At 72.6% G+C, this 19,180-nt stretch carries 16 protein-coding genes and 3 pseudogenes; 11 read left to right on the forward strand and 8 right to left on the reverse strand.

What is annotated here, in order from left to right; translation table 11 throughout:
* Positions 1–110: 110 nt before the first annotated feature.
* Positions 111–1,451: a hypothetical protein gene (locus ACH4MY_RS12100; RefSeq protein ID WP_398001203.1), complete on the forward strand. Its 1,341-nt coding sequence runs from the start codon at positions 111–113 to the stop codon at positions 1,449–1,451.
* 45 nt (positions 1,452–1,496) lie between these two features.
* On the opposite strand, the gene ACH4MY_RS12105 is transcribed toward ACH4MY_RS12100, so the two are convergent.
* Positions 1,497–2,426 carry a DUF4232 domain-containing protein gene (locus tag ACH4MY_RS12105; protein WP_398001206.1) on the reverse strand — a complete coding sequence of 310 codons (930 nt, stop codon included), beginning with the start codon at positions 2,424–2,426 and terminating at the stop codon, positions 1,497–1,499.
* 293 nt (positions 2,427–2,719) lie between these two features.
* On the opposite strand from ACH4MY_RS12105, the gene ACH4MY_RS12110 reads away from it, so the two are divergent.
* Positions 2,720–3,397, forward strand: a complete 678-nt coding sequence (locus ACH4MY_RS12110; RefSeq protein WP_398001208.1) for a hypothetical protein — start codon at positions 2,720–2,722, stop codon at positions 3,395–3,397.
* A gap of 295 nt (positions 3,398–3,692) precedes the next feature.
* A pseudogene (locus tag ACH4MY_RS12115) lies at positions 3,693–4,067 on the forward strand (GNAT family N-acetyltransferase); the annotation flags it as partial.
* On the opposite strand, the gene ACH4MY_RS12120 reads toward ACH4MY_RS12115, so the two are convergent.
* The gene (locus tag ACH4MY_RS12120; RefSeq protein ID WP_398001692.1) at positions 3,981–4,208 is read right to left on the reverse strand and encodes a hypothetical protein; all 228 of its coding nucleotides are present in this window, start codon (positions 4,206–4,208) and stop codon (positions 3,981–3,983) included. The pseudogene ACH4MY_RS12115 and the gene ACH4MY_RS12120 overlap by 87 nt on opposite strands.
* Before the next feature lie 82 nt (positions 4,209–4,290).
* On the opposite strand from ACH4MY_RS12120, the gene ACH4MY_RS12125 reads away from it, so the two are divergent.
* Entirely contained in the window at positions 4,291–4,758 is a 468-nt protein-coding gene (locus ACH4MY_RS12125) for a hypothetical protein (protein WP_398001695.1), read from the forward strand.
* A gap of 213 nt (positions 4,759–4,971) precedes the next feature.
* Positions 4,972–6,030, forward strand: coding sequence for a phosphotransferase (locus ACH4MY_RS12130; RefSeq protein ID WP_398001211.1), 1,059 nt, complete (start codon positions 4,972–4,974; stop codon positions 6,028–6,030).
* Positions 6,031–6,197: 167 nt separating this feature from the next.
* Here the strand turns inward: ACH4MY_RS12130 and ACH4MY_RS12135 are convergent.
* Positions 6,198–6,890, reverse strand: a pseudogene (locus ACH4MY_RS12135) (TetR/AcrR family transcriptional regulator); the annotation flags it as partial.
* 59 nt (positions 6,891–6,949) lie between these two features.
* Positions 6,950–8,521 (reverse strand): alpha/beta fold hydrolase, encoded by a 1,572-nt coding sequence (locus ACH4MY_RS12140; RefSeq protein ID WP_398001213.1) that lies wholly within the window; start codon positions 8,519–8,521, stop codon positions 6,950–6,952.
* A gap of 102 nt (positions 8,522–8,623) precedes the next feature.
* On the opposite strand from ACH4MY_RS12140, the gene ACH4MY_RS12145 reads away from it, so the two are divergent.
* The 4 genes and pseudogenes from ACH4MY_RS12145 to ACH4MY_RS12160 all read left to right on the forward strand — a co-directional run bounded on the left by ACH4MY_RS12145 (position 8,624) and on the right by ACH4MY_RS12160 (position 11,982).
* Positions 8,624–9,547, forward strand: coding sequence for a MerR family transcriptional regulator (locus tag ACH4MY_RS12145; protein WP_398001215.1), 924 nt, complete (start codon positions 8,624–8,626; stop codon positions 9,545–9,547).
* A 309-nt stretch (positions 9,548–9,856) separates the two neighbouring features.
* Positions 9,857–10,624, forward strand: a complete 768-nt coding sequence (locus ACH4MY_RS12150; protein WP_398001217.1) for a GntR family transcriptional regulator — start codon at positions 9,857–9,859, stop codon at positions 10,622–10,624.
* Positions 10,625–10,664: 40 nt separating this feature from the next.
* Positions 10,665–10,893: pseudogene (locus tag ACH4MY_RS12155) on the forward strand (indolepyruvate ferredoxin oxidoreductase subunit alpha).
* 252 nt (positions 10,894–11,145) lie between these two features.
* Positions 11,146–11,982, forward strand: coding sequence for a VOC family protein (locus ACH4MY_RS12160; RefSeq protein WP_398001220.1), 837 nt, complete (start codon positions 11,146–11,148; stop codon positions 11,980–11,982).
* A gap of 228 nt (positions 11,983–12,210) precedes the next feature.
* Here the strand turns inward: ACH4MY_RS12160 and ACH4MY_RS12165 are convergent, their stop codons facing one another.
* Positions 12,211–13,683, reverse strand: coding sequence for an MFS transporter (locus tag ACH4MY_RS12165; protein ID WP_398001223.1), 1,473 nt, complete (start codon positions 13,681–13,683; stop codon positions 12,211–12,213).
* A 123-nt stretch (positions 13,684–13,806) separates the two neighbouring features.
* On the opposite strand from ACH4MY_RS12165, the gene ACH4MY_RS12170 reads away from it, so the two are divergent.
* Entirely contained in the window at positions 13,807–14,274 is a 468-nt protein-coding gene (locus ACH4MY_RS12170; protein WP_398001226.1) for a MarR family winged helix-turn-helix transcriptional regulator, read from the forward strand.
* Positions 14,275–14,281: 7 nt separating this feature from the next.
* Here ACH4MY_RS12170 and ACH4MY_RS12175 read toward each other — a convergent pair whose 3' ends face one another.
* Positions 14,282–14,656, reverse strand: a complete 375-nt coding sequence (locus tag ACH4MY_RS12175; protein WP_398001228.1) for a YrdB family protein — start codon at positions 14,654–14,656, stop codon at positions 14,282–14,284.
* 260 nt (positions 14,657–14,916) lie between these two features.
* Here ACH4MY_RS12175 and ACH4MY_RS12180 point away from each other — a divergent pair, with 260 nt between their 5' ends.
* Complete coding sequence (locus ACH4MY_RS12180) at positions 14,917–17,919, forward strand: carbohydrate binding domain-containing protein (protein ID WP_398001672.1); 3,003 nt, start codon at positions 14,917–14,919, stop codon at positions 17,917–17,919.
* Between the two features lie 93 nt (positions 17,920–18,012).
* On the opposite strand, the gene ACH4MY_RS12185 is transcribed toward ACH4MY_RS12180, so the two are convergent.
* Positions 18,013–18,579 carry a TetR/AcrR family transcriptional regulator gene (locus ACH4MY_RS12185; RefSeq protein ID WP_398001230.1) on the reverse strand — a complete coding sequence of 189 codons (567 nt, stop codon included), beginning with the start codon at positions 18,577–18,579 and terminating at the stop codon, positions 18,013–18,015.
* A gap of 7 nt (positions 18,580–18,586) precedes the next feature.
* Positions 18,587–18,949 (reverse strand): DUF1304 domain-containing protein, encoded by a 363-nt coding sequence (locus ACH4MY_RS12190; RefSeq protein ID WP_398001233.1) that lies wholly within the window; start codon positions 18,947–18,949, stop codon positions 18,587–18,589.
* Between the last annotated feature and the right edge of the window lie 231 nt (positions 18,950–19,180).

Below are 19,180 nucleotides of genomic sequence, written 5' to 3' on the forward strand. Positions count from 1 at the left end.
CCGCACGTATGCGGAGTGCCGGGTTCACCGGTGCGCCGAGGGGCCGGGCGGTAGTCTGCTCGCCTTTCCGAACACGTACCCGAATCCCTTCAGTGAAGCGAGCGGAGCCGATGACCGAGCTGAGCCGGACCTACGTGGACGAGTGCCTGCGCGACGGCGGCGGACTCGCCGATGCCGTGGCCCGGGCCGAGTTGCCCCCGGCGTTCGAGGCGGCCTGGCGCCCGCACCTGCTGCCCCGGCCCTGGTTCGTACGGGCCCCGGAGACGGCCGCCTTCGCGCGGGACCTGGAGGGTCTGTTCGACCTGCTCGTTTCACTGCCGCAGCGGCTCTTCGACGGTGACCTCGACCGTTACGCGTCGGAGGTCGGGATCGGACCGGCGCTCGTGGAGCTCCTCCGCCGGGGCGGTTCCGGAGTCCCCGCAAAGTTCGGCCGGGCCGACGCGTACCACGACGGCTCCTCGTACAAGCTCCTGGAGTTCAATCTCGGGAGTGAGGTCGGTGGCCTCGACATGGCCGTGTTCAACCGAGGGCTGCTGCGGGTGCCGGAATTCGCCGACTTCGCGCGCGTGCACCGGCTCGGCCATGTGGACATCGCCGCGCGGACGGCCGCCGTCCTGCGCGACCGGGCCGAGCCCGCACTGTCCGGTGGGGGAGAGCCGGTCGTCGGGCTGATCGAGGGGCGCGGCGGAGTCGCCCCGTACGGACGGCTGATGCGGGCCACCGTGGAGGCGATGGCCGAGCAGGGCCTCGACGTGCGGATCGGTGAGATCGGCGACGTACGGACCCGGCCCGACGGCAAACTCACCCTGGACGGCACCCCGCTCGATCTGGTGTTGCGGAACTTCGCGGCGAGCCAGCTGTTCGAGGACCCGGTGGGTCCGGACGTGGCGGAGCCGTTCTTCCGGGCGCATGCGGCGGGCAGGACGGTGCTGTTCACCTCGCTGGAGAGCGGCTTCTACGCGAACAAGAGCGCCCTCGCGCTGCTCACCGACCCCCGCTGGAGCGGTTCGTTCGACGCCGACGAGCGGGCCCTGGTCGACCGCGTCCTGCCGTGGAGCCGCGCGCTCCGCGGGCCCGGCGGTCCCTCCGATCTCGTCGACCTCTGCCGGGAGCGGAGGGAGCGGCTGATCCTCAAGCCGGGCGCCGGATACGGCGGACTGGACACGTTCGTCGGCTGGGAGAGCGCTGACGCCGCGTGGGACAAGGCGCTGGGCATCGCCGTCGAACGCGGCGGCTACGTGGCGCAGGAGCGGGTCGTGCCACGGCCCGAGCCGGTGTACGACCCGGTGACGGGAACCGTCGACGACTGGGTCGCGGCCCTCGGGATCTTCCTCACCGACGAGGGGTACGCGGGCACGCACGCGCGGGCCAACCGCGCCGACGGGGGCGCGATCGTCGGAATGAGCAGCAACCCGGACACCAGGATGGTCGGTGTCTTCTCGCACCCGTGACGAGGATTCCCCGGAACGGAGCCCGTCGGATCGGGCAGGCGTGGATCAGCGCGGATCGTCCTTCTTCCAAGGGCCGACGCCGAGCTTCCCCGTCGTGCCGATGTCGAACTCGGGGACCACCGTGACAGGAGCGGCGCCCGGCTTCGCCCACACGCGCGCGTAGGGGGCGTTCACGGGGTCGCCGTCTCCGGCCTCGACGGTGTTGCGCCACACCAGACCGGCGTGGGCGCGCTCGCCCGGCTTCAGCACGAGCCGCTCCGGCGGCCCGTCGGCCCCGGTGCTCCCGGCGACGGCATCGCCGCCCCGGACGATCGACACGCCCCCGACAAGGTCGCGCTCCTCGTCGCGGATCTCGACGCGGGGGTAGCCGTGCAGCGGGTACGGCCGGGTCCCGCAGTTCTCCAGATGGAGACCGACGACGCGCAGCCCCATCGCGGCGTCGCCGTCGTCCGCGTACACGCGCACGCCCGCGGGCGGACAGGCGCCGCCCTCGCTCGGGGCCTCGGAGGTCGGGAAGCTCCGCACCCGCACGACCTTCACCCGCACCTTGCCGCCCGCGTCCGAAGGGATGCCGACGGCGGTGACGGTACGCCGGACGGTCTTCCCCGGAGCGACGGCCCGCAGTGTCTCCTCCACGTTCGTGAGCGCCTGGCCCGTCTCCGACAGGAACCCGAACGTGACGACGTACGTGAAGGGCTCGGTCTCCTGGCTGGTGACGGAGTACGACGCACAGGGGCGGGCGGAAGCGCCGCTTCCTCCGCCGCCGGTACCGATGACCGTGACACCGTCCTGGGCGGGTGAGGCGGATACGTCCGGTACGGCGGCGTCACGCGCGGGGGTGTGCGCGCCGGGCCCGCACACCGGCGGCGCTGTGGCCTCACCGCCGCCGGCTCCCTGCTGTTCGGTTCCACAAGAGGTGCACAGGAGGAGCCCGGCGACGACGACGGCGGGGCGGGTGAGGCGGGTGAGGCGCATTCGAACAGTCGATCAGGACCGGGCCCACCCGTCCATGGCGGAAGTCACCCTGCCGGTCACAGGCCTGTCACAGGCCTGTCACAGGATCAGTAGCCCCTCTCAGGGGCCTCCTTTCCCCGCCCGGACTGGACTCCGGGCCGAGCACCGCTGCGGCACCGACCGCTCCTTCCTCTCCCGACCAGGCGTTTCCGACCGAGCTCAGAAGTACCTCAAGTCCCTTGTCCGAACAATCCGTCGACGGCAAGGTGGGCTGCGCCATCGACCAATGGCCCGAGGTACCAGGGGGACACCACATGAGGTTCGGACGCATCCGCCTTTCCGCGTGCACCGTTGCCGCGCTGCTCACAGGGACGGTCGCCTGCACCACCGACGGCGCCGGGGCGGCCGACGTCGCCCGGCACACCGTCGACACGGCATGCCGCGGCGGCTCGTACACATGGTTCGACATCGACCGGCGGGACGTGCTGACCGGCGTCGGTCAGAAGCAGAGGATCGGCAAGGGAGGCGGTCCGCTCACGAACAGGCTGTCGCCGCTCCGTACACCGGCTACCGCCGTCACGTTCGAGAAGGGCCCACGGGCCGACCCGGACGCCACGCTCAGCTCGCTCGGCGACCACATCGGGGAAACGAACGCGACCGACGGTGACGGCTACGGGTTCGCGGACGTCCGCAGGCCCGCACCCGAGCTCGTCTCGAACACGACCACCGTCAGCGACGCCGGAACCTACGTGGAGTACGCCTGGGTTCGGCAGATCACCGGCGACTTCCAGTACACCTGCGGCGGCAAGCGGGCGGCGGGCCGCGCGATCGGCTGGACCACCGACGGTTCGGGCATCCTGGAATGCTCCACACCGATCGACATCGCGGTGGCGGGAGAGCCGGCTCCGGAGGCGGCGCGCCTGTCCTGCGGCGCCCAGAGCCCCGCGGCGAAGGTGAGAAGGCCTGAGTCGCTGGTGTCGTACCGCACGTGAGAGCGGCGTTTTCGCTGGTCAGACGCGGGGCGCGTGATCCCGGTCGGCCCGTTCCGGGTCTGCCGCCCTGGCGGGGCAGGCCTGGCCGGCCCCGCCAGCGGCGCCTGGCGTGGGTGGCGTCGGGAGCCGGGGAAGTGGGGCGTGGGGCCACGCCGCGGTGCCGCCATCCGCGGAGCGGGCCGACGTCACCGCGTCACGGTCGCCGCTCGAGTACGCGTACTCATCCCTTGCGGGTCATCACCGGGTGCGTCATTGCCTTCGCGCATGGGCCGCCCCGCGATCTACCCTTCCGGCCATGACGTCACACGAGGCACCTGAAGGCTCTCGGACCGCTCCCGGTGGTGCCGGGCCGGTGATCCGGCAAGAGACCGCCGACGATCACCGAGATGTGCGCGAGGTGCATACGCGCGCCTTCGGTGACGGCGAGCGGGTTCCCGGGCTCGTGGAGGCACTTCGCGGTGCGGAGGCCGCGCTGGCGCCGTTGTCCTTCGTCGCCGTCGTCGACGACCGGGTCGTCGGACATGTCCTGCTGAGCGCGACGCGGTTGGACGCTCCGCGACGGGTCGTGGACGTCCTGTCGCTGTCACCGCTGGGCGTGGTCCCGGAGTTCCAGCGCCAGGGCATCGGTACCCGGCTCGTCGCCCATGCCCTCGACGCGGCCGACCGTCGGGGCGTGCCGTTGGTGTTCCTGGAGGGTTCCCCGCACTACTACGGCACGCGCGGCTTCGAGGGCGCCGGCCCGGTGGGCTTCCGTTCGCCGTCCCTGCGTATCCCCGAAGCCGCGTTTCAGGTCGCCCGGCTGTCCGCCCACGAGCCGTGGATGACGGGCACGTTCGTCTACTCGGACGTCTTCTGGGCCTTCGACTGCGTCGGCCTGCGCGACCCCGAGGCCGATGCCGGGACGACGGTTGCTGCGGGCGGGATTCACGATCGGCCTGGTCCTGACCTCCCTCCTCGGGATCGGCTCGACGGCGCACGCGGCCCCCGGCAGTTTCGCCGCCGCGTCCGTCCACGGCGGCGGGACGGGCGCGACGGGGGCCAAGGCGATGGGCGGGATCTCCTGGTACATCCGCTCGGTCACCCTGACCTCGGTCAAGTTCTACATCGCCCCGCACGAGTGCGCCCACTTCACCGTCGAGGCCTGGCAGGGCGGCACGATGGTCGACTCCTTCGAGACCGGTCAGCTGTGCGCGCAGTCGACGGGGTGGTGGAACTCGTACGGCGACATCTCTCTCGACGGCAGCTGGGTCTCCGGCGGCATCACCGAAGTCGTGATCGACGCGTACGACGACACCCACAAGGGCCACGCGTGGGCGGACTGCACCCGCACGGCCTCGTCCTGTTCCACCTGGCCGCGCTGACGGGGGATCTCGCGTCGAGGCCGCGCACATGCTCTCCGCCGAGGTGGTGGTCCGCGTCGTGGCCGGGACCGATCAGACCAACGTTCCGATGGCCGCCCACTTCGCGAGGGTCGGCTACCCCGTCGCCCAGGCCGAGCCGCTCGACACCGGGAGGTACGAGGCGGGGTCGGGGCGCTCGCTCACTCGTGCGAAGGTGCGGATACGCTCGTCGGCATGCCGAACCGTGTTCCGTTCAATGAGGCGCTTCGTGCCGCCGTGGGTACTCCTGAGCAGGCCACACTCCTGGACAGCAGTCCGCGGTCCCGGGTGTGGCGGGTGACGCCGGCCGACGGACGGCCGGTGATCGTCAAGCAGATCACCGACGTCGGGGACGCGGGCGCCGACGCGGACACGCGCTTCGCGCGGGAGCTCGCCGGGCTGCGCCTGGCGGGGCGGGCCTCCGGGCCCGCCGTGGCCCCCGAGGTGCTTGCCACGGACCCGTCCTCGCGGGTGATGGTCCTCGAATACGTGGACGACCTCGGCAAGAAGGACGACTGGATGCCGGGGTACGCCGAGTCCCTCGCCCGGCTGCACGCCCTGACCGAGCCGGCCGACGCGGGCGCGCTGCCGGTCCTGTCGGGGCCCACGGCCTCCGACGCGGAGTCCTTCCTCACCCTGGCCAGGGCGCTCGAGGTGCCCGTACCGTTCTCGGTTTCGCATGAACTCGCCGGTCTCCTGGAGCGGTTGGATCCCACCCGGCACCATGCGCTGCTGCACGGCGACCCGTGCCCCGGCAATGATCTGCGCACCGCCGACGGCGTCCGCTTCGTCGACTTCGAGCGGGCCTCGCTCGGCAACGGCCTGGTCGAACTCGCCTACTTCCGCATCGGCTTCCCCACCTGCTGGTGCGCCCTGTCGGTCTCCGCGGCCCCGCTCGCGGAGGTCGAGGACGTCTACCGGAGCACCTGGCGCGGCCTCACCGGGACGGATGTGCCGGGTGACCTCGCCGACGCGTGCGCGGGCTGGCTGATCCAGGGCGACGCGCTCGTCGAGCGGGCCCATCGCGGGACGGTCGACCATCTCGCCCGGGTGCCCACCGAGGACTTCGAGTGGGGTCCCGTCTCCGCCCGTGAGCGACTCGTCCACCGCCTGGGTGTGGTGGCCGACATGACCCGCGACCACGATCGTCTGCATGCCTTCGGCCGTCTCAGCTCCGCCCTGGCCGACCGCCTGCTCGTGTGCTGGCCGAAACTGCGTCCGCTGCCCTCGCAGGACACCCGCCCTTGGTTCTAGGCCTGTTCGAGAGGTCGCTGGAGGACTGATCCCTTGAGCGCGCCCTGGCCGTCGGATCGTGAGCCGGGATCGGGGACGGGGCAGGCGCCGGGCTCAGCGGTCGGCTGCGCGGTCGACGCGGGTGCGGGTGCCGGCGGTGCGGGCCGAGCAGGCGTAGGGGTCCCGTCCGGGTGGAGTGTCGCCGCCCCGACCAGCAGGAGTTCCAGGGCGAAGGGGTAGCCGCTGTCGCGCATGTCCGCGGCGAGCAGCGGGAACGTCGCGGCGATGTGGGGATGGGTGTCGGGCGGCAGTTTGCCGTACACCGCGTGCCAGACCTCCGCCTCCCCCACCCTCGCGGCCGCCGGCAGGGCGAGCGCGGCGGCGTCCTGGGCGGCGAAGGCGAGGGCCTGGTCGACGAAGGCGTGGTAGATCCGCACCGCGAGGGCGTCCGGGAAGCCCGCGGTGCGCAGGACGCCGAGGATGCGTTCGACGGCCCGGGTCTCGTGGGAGCGCCCCGTGGTGCGATGGGCCGCGAGGAGGGCGGCCTGCGGGTGGGCCAGGTAGCGGGCGTGGATCCGGTGGCCCATCGCGCGGAGGTCGGCGTGCCAGTCGCCGGTGGCGGTCCAGCCGTCCTGGGCGCGGCCGATGAGTTCGTCGGCGAGGGCGAGGAGCAGCGCGTCGGTGTTGCGGAAGTAGCGGTAGAGGGCGGTGGGGTCCGCGCCGAGCGCGGCGCCGAGCCGGCGTACCGAGAGGGCTTCCGCGCCGTGCTCCTCGACCAGTCGCAGGGCGGTCTCGACGATCAGGCGTTCCGAGAGGACGGCGCCCTGTTTGGTGGGGCGGCGCCGCCGTCGGCTGCCTTCGGGGATCACGCGTTCGACCATGCCGGGACCCTATGTCAGCGGTGGGCGTCCGCACGATCGACCTGTCTCGGCGATACGGATCACCGCAGATGTCCGAGGACGGATCGCATCGCCCGCTCCACGGCCGCACGGGACTCTTCGGTGGGGTCGACCAGCTCGAAGCTGTGGTGGCCGTGCGGAACGTCGACTATCTCGATGTCGGCCCCGTTCCCGGCCGCAGCGGCGGTCAGGAACTCCTCGACCGTCGCGGCGAAGGCCGGGTGCTCACGTCCGGCCCGGGTCAGGACGATCGGCGGCCCGTCCGCCGTACCCACCGCGTCGGCCGGCCGGAAGCGGGACTCCACCGTCCCCCAGCCGGGCGGCGGCGCCAGGACGGGGTAGGTCGCCGCGAGGCACCGCAGCCACGGCGGGGGTGCGGCGAGCCAGTCCGCGGCGAGCAGCCCGCCCGCGGAGAAGAACCAGAGCGCGATCCGCTCCCCGTCGACCCGAGGGTCGGCGCGGACGAGTGCGACGGCCTCGGCGAGGTCGTCGGCGGCCAGGGGGTAGTCGGCGAGGCCGTGGAGCCGGTGGTCGAGGGTCACGCCGACCGCGCCGAGGCTCGCCGCGTACCGCCCGTATCCGAGGAGGAAGGAGGTGTCCCGTGGGGTCGGCCGCTGGTCGGGGGCGACCGGGCCGCCGTGCACGAAGACGACGGCGGGCCTGGGTCCGTCCGCGTCCGGCAGGTGGAAGTCGACTCGTCCCCGCCGTTCGCGTGGCACCTCGGGTACGTCCAGGAGGAAGGGCAGGAGATGCGTCGGCCGCTCGTCGGCGCGCTCGGGCGCGACCACCCGGTGGCCCTCCCCCGCGGCCGCCCGGCGCAGCACCTCCGCCAGCTCCCCGGGAGCGGAGAGCATCGGCCAGTGGCCGGTGCCGAGTTCCAGGAAGCGCATCCGGTCGTCGGCGAGTGCCCGTAACTGCGGCGGCCCCACTGCCACCAGCATCTCCACCACGTCGATGCCGGCCCCGCCGGCGGTGCACAGGATGCCGGTGGTCGGCAGTGCGGCGGCCGCGCCGGTCAGCCTCAGCGGCTGGGTGAGGGTGCCCGCCGGCTGGGGTGTCGCGAGGCGCTCCAGCCGTTCCAGCGCTTCGGCGGGGACTCCCTCGGTGCTGCCCCAGCGGGACCAGCGGCCCGGCCCAGGCGGCGGCACCCGTCCGTCGGTCCCGTCGGCCGTGTCGCCTCCGCCCACCACCTCGGCCCTGTCCGCGATCCGTGCCCGTACCTCCGGGTCCGGTACGGACCGCACCGCCGGCTCGCCGTCCTCGGGCAGCCCCGTGTCCAGGGAGACGATCCGGGCGACGCGCTCGGGGCGCCGGTCGGCGGCGCCCAGGACGGGGTGGAGACCGTACCCGTGCCCCACGAGCACGACCCGGGGTGCGCCGATCCGGTCGATCAGCCGCACCAGGTCCTCGATGTGCGTCTCCAGATCGACGGCGGGTCGCGCCACGCCCCTCTGCCGGTCCCCCGTCCCCGTCAGGGGCTCCGCGTACGCCCCCGACATCCCCGTCAGGGTCACCGGGTACGCCTCCGAGCCCGCCGCCCGCAGCCGGGACACGGTCTCCTCCCACACCCAGCCACCGGTGAAGGGGCCCGGCACCAGCACGAACACGGCCATGATCGTCTCCTTGCGACTCCTGGGACTGTCCGGCCCTCACGCTAGGAACTCCCCCTGCGGGAGATTCAATAGGGAGCCGGACGACGGAAGGGGGCTCACACCGTGGTGTCCGACGGGCTGTGGAGCATCGGGGAGCTCGCCGAGCGGGCGGGCGCCACGGTGAAGACCGTGCGGTACTACTCGGACCGGGGGCTGCTGCCCGAGGCGGGGCGCAGCTCCGGCGGACATCGCCGGTACGGGCCCGAGGCCTTGGACCGGCTCCGGCTGATCCGCTCCCTGCGGGTGCTCGACCTGCCCGTTCCCGAGGTGGAGCGGGTGCTCGCGGGGGACGAGGTCCTGGAGGAGGTCGTCGCCGGGCAACTGCGGGAGCTGGGTTCCCGGCTGGCCGTGCTGCGCTGGCGCGAGGCCTCGCTGCGGCTGCTCCAGGACTGTCCGGCCGGGGAGCGGGCCGAGCGGCTGCGTCTGATCGGCGCGGTGTCCGTGCCGCCCGACACGGCGGCGCTCGCCCGGTTCTGGCGTCGGATCCTGCCGGTTCGGCTGCCGAAGCGCGTGGTGTCCGCGGTCCTCGACTCGGTGGTGCCCCCTCTGCCGGAGGAGCCCGGCCCCGCGCAGGTGCTCGGCTTCGCCCGGTTGCACGCGCTGGTGACCGATCCGCGCGTGGACCGTCCGGGGTCGCGCCCGGCGCCGCCGTTGCCGGACGGGGAGTACCGTCCGGCGGTGCTGTACGACGGTCTGGCGGAGGCGTACGGGCTGGCCGCGGCGGAGGTACGGGCCGGGCGCGCGCCGCAGGGCGGCGGGGCGTTGGACTGTTTCGTCGCCGCCTACGCGCTCGCGCGCGGGGAGGTGGACTCCCCGGACTTCCGGCGCGGGCTCCTCCCGCTGCTCGCCAGGAGCGACGGGCCCGTGATCCACCGTTACTGGAAGCTCGCCGCCGGACTGTTCCCTCCCGGCGAGCCGGTCCTCGGCGCCCTTCACCATCACCTCTCCGTCGCCCTCCACGTCCAGGTCGAGACGCGGGCCGGCTGAGGCTTCCCGTACGGGTCGAGGCGCGGGCCGACCGGCCCTTCCCGTACGGGTCGAGGCGCGGGCCGACCGGCCCTTCCCGTACGGGGGGGGCAGGCACGGGCTGCCGGCCCTCCGCGTACGGGGCGATGCTCGGGCCGACCCGCCCTTCCCTCATCGTGGGCGGTCTTTCGTCCACGTGGTGGGCGGCGGGGTGGCGGATCTCCGCACCTGCCCGGCGTCTCCGCAGGTCAGAGCCGTGCGTACGATGTGTCAGGTGGCGCAATGCTGCCGCAACACCAACAGGGGCACCCCGCCGCTACGTTCCTTCCCATGCCCGCCGAACCCGCTTCCGCCGCCCGCCCCGTCGCCGCCGCCCGCCGTCTGCGGCTGCGCGCGGACCGGGCACGGCAGCTCGCCGACCTGCTGCGCCACCAGATCCTGGCGGGTGGCTTCCCGGGCGGGATCCTGCCTCTCGAGGACGAGATCGCGGCCGACTACCGGGCCAGCCGGAACACCGTACGGCAGGCCCTCGACCTGCTGCGCGGTGAGCAGCTCGTCGAACGGCAGCCCGGGGTCGGCACGGTGGTGGTGTGCGAGAAGTATCCGCACGGCCTGGACCGGCTCCAGGGGCTCGCCGAGACCCTGCGTGAGCACGGGCGGGTCACCAACGAGGTCCGGACCGTCGGGCCGGTCGCCGCGCCGGGACCGGTGGCCCACCGGCTCGGGCTGCCGGAGCACACCGACGTGCTCTGCATCGAGCGGCTGCGGCGTCTCAACGGGCTGCCGCTCTCCCTCGACCTGTCGTATCTCCCGATGGACATCGGGAGTGAACTCCTCGGCTGCGACCTGGAGAACACGGATGTGTTCCGGCTCCTGGAGCAGCTGACCGGCGGCCCGCTGGGGCACGCCGAGATCACTCTGGAGGCCGTCAACGCCGACGCGCACTCCGCCGCCGTGCTCCAGGCCCCGCGCGGAGCCGCCGTCCTGATGCTGGAGCGGCTGACCTGTCTGCCCGACGGACGACCGGTGGACCTGGAGTTCATCCGGTTCCGCGGCGACCGCATCACCATGGGCGGCGTCCTGCGCCGCTCCCTCTGACCCCCTCCCCGCTCTGCCGAGCCCTTTCCTGGAGACAGCCATGCCTCTGGTCCCCCAGCGTGCCGACGTGCCCGTGACCATCGACGAGTCGAAGTGCATCGACGGGTGCACCCTCTGCGTCGACATGTGTCCGCTGGACTCGCTCGCGATCCGCCAGGAGGACGGCAAGGCGTACATGCACGTGGACGAGTGCTGGTACTGCGGCCCGTGCGCCGCTCGCTGTCCCACCGGCGCGGTCACCGTCAACATGCCCCTACCTGCTCCGGTGAAAGGCCCCACTCCGATGTTCCGAGACCGACGACGCCGACATGCGCGCGTAGGCGGCCCGCGCGGCGCGCTGACTCCCGCGCGGGGTCCGCGGGTCCGCCCCGTGGAGGCGCTGGGCGCGCCTCCGGATCGGACGATGTCCCCGGGACCTGCGCACCCGGACGTGTGGTGATCGGCGGCACTCGGGTGAGTGCGCGCATGGGGGGCGGTGGAGTGGGGAAAAGGCGCACGACGCTTGCAGCGAGCAGGACGACATGGAGGTGGTGCCGGTGTCGGGGCCGACGACCGGTGAGGCGGTGGGAGCGCCGTGCTGGCTGAGTCTCACGGCGCGGGATCTCGACGCGGCGGAGCTCTTCTACGGGGCCGTGCTGGGCTGGACGTTCCGGCGGGGCGGTGACGAGCGCGAGTACGCGGTGGCCCAGCTGGGCGACGCGCCGGTGGCCGGGATCGCCGCGGTGGCGGCCGAGCTGTCCGTGCAGGTGGCCTGGACCGCCTTCTTCGCCGTGGACGACGCCGATGCGGCGGTGGCGCGGATCCGGGAGCGCGGCGGCACCGTCGGCGTCGGGCCGGTCGCCTACCCTCCCCAGGGCCGCGCGGCGCTCGCCGCCGACCGGGAGGGCGCGGCGTTCGGCGTGTGGGAGGGGCGGCTGGAGACCCGTCTGCACATCGGCGAGCGATCGGCGCCCGCCTGGCTGGAGCTGCACACGCGCGACGCCTTCGAGGCGGCCGTGTTCTACGGGGAGGTGTTCCGCTGGGCGGACGGGAAGCCCGGCAGCTTCGAGGTGTCCTACGAGCAGGACAAGGTGGTGCTGCGGCGCGACGGCGAGGCGGTCGCCCGGCTGAACAGCGGGCCGGTCGATGCCGGTTCGCCCCGGCCGCAGCTGCGTCCGCGGTGGCTGGTGCGGTTCCGGGTGCCCGACCCGGAGGCGGCAGCGGCGGCGGCCGAGTCCCACGGCGGCTCGATCGTGCCCGGCGGGGACTGGGGCGGTGTGCGGGGCCCGGACGACATCGAGGGACGCCGCGCGGTGGTGGTGCGGGACCCGGAGGGGGCGCTCTTCGCGCTGGAGGCGACGGAGGGGCGGAAGGACTGAAGGCTGCGGGGCGAGGGCGGCTCGGGTCGCTCCCGCGTCCCCGCGCCGGCCGGCGGTGGGTGGCCCGGCGGTGGGTGGCCCGGCGGCGGCCGGCTGCCCTGGCCGCGCGCTGCCGCCGCGTACCCGCAAGCGGGCCGGTGTCAGCGCCGGCGAAGGCTGGGCCCGGCGCCCCCGGGCCGAGGGTCCAGGGGCGCCGGGCCCAAGGGGCCCGTCGGAGGCTCGCTCGCCTCAGGCGGTGGCCTCCGAGGCCGCGCGCGGCGTGGTCCCCGGCTCGGCACCGGAACCGGGCGCCTCGGCCGGGGCCGGCGCGGCGGGTCGGGCGGGGATCAGGGCGGCGACGACGGCGGCGACCAGGCCGACCCCGCAGCCGATGAGCATGGCGACGCGGAAGCCGTCCTCGGACGGCAGTGCGTGGCCGCCCAGGGTCGTGGTCATCTGGGCGAGGACGACTCCGATCACGGCGGCGGAGACGGATGTGCCGATGGACCGCATCAGGGTGTTGAAGCTGTTGGCCGAGGCGGTCTCCTCCTGCGGGACCGCGCCCATGATGAGGGCCGGCATGGCCCCGTAGGCGAGTCCGACACCGGTGTTGCAGATGAGGGTCACGACGAGCAGGCCCCAGGTGGAGCCCATCAGGGCGAGCGAGGAGCCGTATCCGACGGCGATGACCAGGGCGCCGAGGGAGAGCGTGACCTTGGGGCCGCGGGCGGCCGAGAGCTTGGCGCCGAGGGGTGCCAGGACCATCATCATCAGGCCGGCCGGGGCCATCCAGAGGCCCATGGCCATCATCGACTGGCCGAGTCCGTAGCCGGTGGCCTCGGGCAGCTGGAACAGCTGGGGGACGACGAGGGACTGCGCGTACATCGCGAATCCGACGAGGACCGACGCCATGTTGGTCATCAGGACGACCGGCCGGGCGGTGACCCGCAGGTCGACGAGGGGGTCACGGGTCCGCAGCTCCCAGCGGCCCCAGGCGAGCAGGACGACGAGCGCGAGGGCGAGGAGGCCGAGGGTGGTGGCGCTGCCCCAGCCCCAGCCGGCGCCCTTGGAGACGGCGAGCAGCAGGGCGACGAGCCCGACTCCGAGGCCGAGGGCTCCCGGCAGGTCGAAGCGGCCCGGGGCGGCGGCACGGCGTCCGGCGGGGGCGACCCGCCAGATCAGGAAGCCCACCACGAGGCTGAGTCCGGCGGCGACCCAGAAGAGGACGCGCCAGCTGGCGTTCTCGGCGACGGCGGCGGAGAAGGGCAGGCCGAGGGCGCCTCCGACGCCCATGGAGGCGCTCATCAGGGCGATGGAGCCGCCCAGCCTCTCGGGCGGGAGGATGTCGCGCAGCAGACTGATGCCGAGCGGTACGACGCCCATGCCGAGGCCCTGGAGGCCGCGTCCGACGATCATCGGGACGACGGAGGAGGCGAGCGCGCAGACCACCGAGCCGGCGACGAGCGGGATGACGGAGGCGAGGAGGACCCGCCGCTTGCCGAGGGTGTCGCCGAGCCGGCCGGCGACGGGGGTGGCGACGGCGCCCGCGAGCAGGGTGGCGGTGATCACCCAGGAGGCGTTGGACGGGGTGGTGTCGAGCAGCTTCGGGAGGTCGCCGATGAGCGGCACCACCAGGGTCTGCATGAGTGCGGCCACGATGCCCGCGAGCGCGAGGACGCCGACGACGCCTCCGGGTCGGGCGTCGGGCTTGGAGCCGTCCACGTGTTCTCCCTAGATCGTCCGTGGTGTCGTCCACCACAGGTCGATATGCATCATGCACACTGATGGCCTCATGCACAAACTATGCACGATGCACATATGATCGCGACGAGAGACAATGGCCCCATGGACAAGCCCGAGGACAAACCCCTCCACCTGGTCGAATTCGAGACCATGCTGCTCGGCCGGCACGCCCATCTGTACGCGCCCCGCTCCCGGGCCGCCGGCGGTCACCTCGACCGCAGCGCGTACGTCCTGCTGAGCCGCATCCGGATGCACGGGCCGATGTCCATCGGGCAGCTCAGCGAGGCCTTCGGGCTCGACGCCTCCACCCTCAACCGGCAGACCGCGGCGATGCTGCGCGCCGGTGTCGTGGAGCGCATCCCCGACCCGGACGGCGGGATCGCCCGCAAGTTCCGCATCACCGAGGAGGGCGAGCGGCGGCTGGAGGCCGACCGGACCTCGAACGTCGAGGGCCTCGACCGGGTCATGGAGCACTGGTCGCCCGAGGACGTGGCCCGCTTCGCGAGCTTCCTCGAACGCTTCAACCGGGACATCGAGCGCCTGGAGGGGCGCCCCTGGCCGCGCCCCTGAGGGAGCGTCACCGACCGTTCGGGACCGCCGCGCGGGCCCGGCGGTCCACCGTCGCCACGGCGGTGTCGACCACGGCCACGACGGCGAAGGCGACCGCCCCGCCGTGCCGCCCCAGCCCGTGGAGCGCGGCCGCGGCGGCGCCGAACACCAGCGCCTTCACCGCCAGAACACCCACCACCGGCAGGCGTACCCGGGCCTTCGGTGCGGCGAAGAGTCCCCACAGGACCGCTGCCGCCGCAGGCGCGGCGACGGCGAGCAGGAGGCGCGGAGCCCAGGCCTCGGCGCTCTCCCAGCCCCACCACGCGAGCAGGGCGAGCGCCGCCAACTCCAGGAGGAACGCCAGCCCTTCGTTGAACACGTAGAGCGGGGTGGGGAGCCTCATTCGATGCCTTCCTCGGCGGGCGGCGCGAGCCACGGGGACGACCACTTTTCCACACGTCCGCACGTCCGTACTTCTGTCGAACCTCTTTACGCGGCAGTCGCGCAGCGATACGTTCCGGCCACGCAAGATGTTGCTGCAAGTTTCCGACAGCGTTTCCAGAAGGCTTCGCCTCCCGCCGGGGCAGAGGTCTGCCCGGTGACGCGCGGTTCTGTCTGGAGATTCGGATGACACCCACCCGCAGGCCCTCCCCAGCCCGCCGGATGACGCCCCCGCACCGACGGCTGCCACTGAGGCCGTTGGCCGCCCTGGGCGTCGCCGCCGGCGTCCTCGGCCTGGTGACCGCACCGTCCGGCGAGTCCGGCACGCTCACCGCACCGCGCACCGCCCCGGTCGCGGCCGCCGCCGAGAACACGGCGACGGTCTTCTACTGGACGAAGACCAGGAACTGGTCGCAGTACAAGCTCCATTGGGCGCCGGACGGCGGTTCCTGGACCACCGTCCCCGGCGTGACCATGGAGACCGCCTGCACGGACTGGGTGAAGAAGACCGTCAGCCTCGGCGCGGCCACGGGACTTCAGGCCACCTTCAACAACGGCAGCGGCACCTGGGACAACAACGGGGGCAAGAACTACGCCCTGGGCACCGGCGCCGTCACCGTCAAGGACGGGGTGATCGCCCACTCGGACCCCTGCGCCGGCACCGAACCCGACCCGACCCCGACGCCCGGCGCCAGGGCCACCGTCTACTACTCGACCGAGGCGCTCGGCTGGACGACGGCCAACATCCACTACCAGCCCGCGGGCGGAGCCTGGACCACGGCCCCCGGCGTCGGCATGCAGACCGCCTGCGCCGGCTGGTGGAAGCGGGAGGTCGACCTCGGAACGGCCACCTCCGTCAAGGCCGCCTTCAACAACGGCAACGGCACCTGGGACAACAACGGCGGCGCCGACTACACCGTCGGCACCGGCGTCAGCACCGTACGGAACAACGCGGTGACGGCGAACGCCGCCGACCCCTGCGCCGCCGAGGTGCCCGACACCCAGGCCCCCACCGCCCCCACGAAGCTGACCGCCGCCGCCGACGGCGTCTCGGTGCTGCTCACCTGGGACCCCGCCACCGACAACAAGGGTGTGACGAAGTACCAGGTCACCCGGGTCGGCGGCGCCGCCGGGACGGTCGTGACCGATGTCGGTTCCACCGTCTTCTCCGACACGGGCCTCGCCGAGCGGACCGCGTACACCTACACGGTGAAGGCCGTGGACGCCGCGGGCAACGTCTCCCCCGCCTCGGCGACCGCGACCGCCACCACAGGGGACAAGCCGGCGAACCCCGCCACCGGCAAGCCGCTCGGCACCGACCCGCGCAAGGACCCGATCTACTTCGTCCTCACCGCCCGCTTCTACGACGGCGACCCGTCGAACAACCGCGGCGGCAGCCAGCACACCAAGTCGGGCAACGCGGCCAACGACGACCCCATGTTCCGGGGCGACTTCAAGGGCCTCGTCCAGAAGCTGGACTACGTCAAGGGCCTCGGCTTCTCGGCGATCTGGGTCACCCCGGTCGTCCTCAACCGGTCGGACTACGACTACCACGGCTACCACGGCTACGACTTCTACAAGGTCGACCCGCGTCTGGAGTCGGCCGGCGCCTCCTACCAGGACCTGATCGACGCCGCCCACGCCAAGGGCATGAAGATCTACCAGGACGTCGTCTACAACCACTCCTCGCGCTGGGGCGCCAAGGGCCTGTTCACGCCGACCGTGTACGGCGTGCGGGACAGCCAGTGGAGCTGGTACTACGACGAGAAGCAGCCCGGTTTCGAGTACGACGGCCTGACGATCGACGCGAAGACCGGCAAGTCGTACTACAACGGCGACCTGTGGTCGACGGCCGAGCCGACCGGCAACACCTGTCTCAACTGGGGCAGGCCCACCGGCGGCAAGAGCGCCGAGGGCTACACCGTCTACAACTGCCAGTGGCCGAGCCCGACGTCCGGGATGTTCCCGAAGGCACTCTTCCACCAGTGCTGGATCGGCAACTGGGAGGGTGAGGACTCCCGTTCGTGCTGGCTGCACGAGGACCTCGCCGACTTCAACACCGAGAACCCGACCGTCCAGAACTACCTGATCGGCGCGTACAACAAGTACATCGACATGGGTGTCGACGGCTTCCGCGTGGACACCGCCGTACACATCCCGCGCACCACCTGGAACCGCCGCTTCCTGCCCGCCATCCAGGAGCGGGTGACACAGAGCCACGGCGCCGAGGCCGCGAAGAACTTCTTCGTCTTCGGCGAGGTCGCGGCCTTCGTGAACGACAAGTGGAACCGCGGCTCGGTGAACCACTCGGCTCAGTTCTTCACCTGGAAGGAGCGCAAGGAGTACGACGCCGACGACACCAAGGCCGCCCTGGAGATGTACGACTACGAGCAGCAGCAGGGCACCGGCAGCCAGCCCACCTCCACCAACGCCTTCCTGAACGGGAACAGCTACCACACCCCCGACCACAGCCGCTTCTCGGGCATGAACGTCATCGACATGCGCATGCACATGAACTTCGGCGACGCGTCCAACGCCTTCTACAACGGCAAGGATTCGGACGACAGTTACAACGACGCCACCTACAACGTCGTCTACGTCGACAGCCACGACTACGGTCCCAACAAATCGAGCGAGCGGTACACGGGCGGCACCGACGCCTGGGCCGAGAACATGTCCCTGATGTGGACCTTCCGCGGCATCCCGACGCTCTACTACGGCTCCGAGATCGAGTTCCAGGCCGGCAAGAAGATCGACTGCGGGCCCACCTGCCCGCTGGCCACGACCGGCCGCGCGTACTTCGGCGCCCATGTCGCCGGCTCCGTCACGGCCTCCGACTTCTCCCAGGTCTCCTCGGCCTCCGGAGCGGTCGCCACCACGCTCGAACAGCCCCTGGTGAAGCACGTCCAGCGGCTCAACCAGATCCGCCGGGCGATCCCCGCCCTCCAGATGGGGCAGTACTCCACGGAGGGCATCTCGGGCGGCATGGCGTTCAAGCGCCGCTACACCGCCGGCGGGACGGACAGCTTCGCGCTCGTCACGATCTCGGGCGGTGCCACGTACACGGGCATCCCGAACGGCACCTACACCGACGCCGTCACCGGTGACGTGAAGACCGTCACCAACGGCACGCTCACGGTCGGCGCACCCGGCAAGGGCAACCTGCGGGTGTACGTCCTGAACGGCCCCGGCAAGATCGGCGCCGCGGGCCCGTACCTGAAGTAGCCGTCGTACCGCCGGGGGCGCGAGGCCGCCCCCGGCGCACCCTGGGGGGCGGGAGCGCAGACTCCCGCCCCCCACCGCGTCCAGGGGATCCGGCTACCCCAACGGCGTGCGGTGGAGGGTGACGAGGAGCCGCCAGATCTGGCGGGCGATCCGGTCGGAGTCGCCCTCGACCAGGCCGTGCAGCCAGTCGGCGAGCACCCCGGCGAAGGTCGCGGCCACGGCCGATGCGATCAGCTCGGGCTCGGGGGCCCCGGCCAGACTGCGCTCGTGGAAGCTGCGGGCCCGCAGGTCCTCGTGGAGGACCAGGCCGAGCGGACCACCGCCTCCCGGGCGCAGCAGGGCCCGGTAGAGGCCCGCGTGCGGGGCGAGTTCGGCGAGGAAGCCGAGCAGCGCGGGTGGCGGGGACGCGGGGTCGGGCACGCCCCGCCAGGCGTGCAGGGCGTCCACCGCGTCGCGGACCACGTCGGCGCAGGCGTCGACGGCGAGGGCCTCCAGGTCGCCGTAGTGGACGTAGAAGGTGGCGCGGCCGACGCCGGCCCGTCGTACGAGGGTGGCGATGGCGACCTCGGCGAGCGGGCGTTCGGCGCACTCGTCGAGGAGGGCCCGGCGCAGTTTGGCCCGGGTCCTGGCCGCCCGGGGGTCTCCCGGTTCCGAAGTCACGGCCGGGTCACCGGCTCAGCAGGACGGCGCCGAGGGCGAGCGCTCCCGGGAGCGCCTGGGCGACCAGGATGCGGCGGTTGGCGGTGACGCCGCCGTACACACCGGCGATGACGACACAGCTCAGGAAGAAGACCTGGACCCGGAAGCCGGTCGGGTCGTCGGCGATCAGGCCCCAGACGAGGCCCGCGGCGAGGAAGCCGTTGTAGAGGCCCTGGTTCGCGGCGAGCGGGGCGGTGGCGCGCGCCATCTCGGCGTCGAAGCCGGAGAGCCCCCGCCCCGGCTTCTTCTCCCACAGGAACATCTCCAGAACCAGGATGTACGTGTGCAGGGCGGCCACCAGGCCCACCAGCACGTTCGCCGTCGTCTCCACCGTCGTCTCCTCCGCGTTCGCCCGCCCCGGATTTCCTGTACAGGTGTCCAGCATACATGGACGGCTGTCCAGGAAGTCGGCGTTCTCGGTCAACAGTGCGTAACGCGAACGGGCTTCTCGGACAGAATGCTTCCTTCCGCCTCACGAGTCTGGGATCTTGCGTCCACCCCACACATCACAGGGCCCGGCGGGCGCCACACGCGCCACCGGGCCATCGGAGGACGCATTGTT

The organism is Streptomyces sp. NPDC017246, assembly GCF_044331325.1.
GTDB lineage: Bacteria > Actinomycetota > Actinomycetes > Streptomycetales > Streptomycetaceae > Streptomyces.

What these genes read in the sequence shown, in the direction of transcription:
- ACH4MY_RS12100 (WP_398001203.1), top strand. Translation starts at nt 111, where the DNA reads ATGACCGAGCTGAGCCGGACCTACGTGGACGAGTGCCTGCGCGACGGC.
- ACH4MY_RS12105 (WP_398001206.1), bottom strand. Translation starts at nt 2,426, where the DNA reads ATGCGCCTCACCCGCCTCACCCGCCCCGCCGTCGTCGTCGCCGGGCTC.
- ACH4MY_RS12110 (WP_398001208.1), top strand. Translation starts at nt 2,720, where the DNA reads ATGAGGTTCGGACGCATCCGCCTTTCCGCGTGCACCGTTGCCGCGCTG.
- ACH4MY_RS12125 (WP_398001695.1), top strand. Translation starts at nt 4,291, where the DNA reads ATGCCGGGACGACGGTTGCTGCGGGCGGGATTCACGATCGGCCTGGTC.
- ACH4MY_RS12130 (WP_398001211.1), top strand. Translation starts at nt 4,972, where the DNA reads ATGCCGAACCGTGTTCCGTTCAATGAGGCGCTTCGTGCCGCCGTGGGT.
- ACH4MY_RS12140 (WP_398001213.1), bottom strand. Translation starts at nt 8,521, where the DNA reads ATGGCCGTGTTCGTGCTGGTGCCGGGCCCCTTCACCGGTGGCTGGGTG.
- ACH4MY_RS12150 (WP_398001217.1), top strand. Translation starts at nt 9,857, where the DNA reads ATGCCCGCCGAACCCGCTTCCGCCGCCCGCCCCGTCGCCGCCGCCCGC.
- ACH4MY_RS12160 (WP_398001220.1), top strand. Translation starts at nt 11,146, where the DNA reads ATGGAGGTGGTGCCGGTGTCGGGGCCGACGACCGGTGAGGCGGTGGGA.
- ACH4MY_RS12170 (WP_398001226.1), top strand. Translation starts at nt 13,807, where the DNA reads ATGGACAAGCCCGAGGACAAACCCCTCCACCTGGTCGAATTCGAGACC.
- ACH4MY_RS12175 (WP_398001228.1), bottom strand. Translation starts at nt 14,656, where the DNA reads ATGAGGCTCCCCACCCCGCTCTACGTGTTCAACGAAGGGCTGGCGTTC.
- ACH4MY_RS12180 (WP_398001672.1), top strand. Translation starts at nt 14,917, where the DNA reads ATGACGCCCCCGCACCGACGGCTGCCACTGAGGCCGTTGGCCGCCCTG.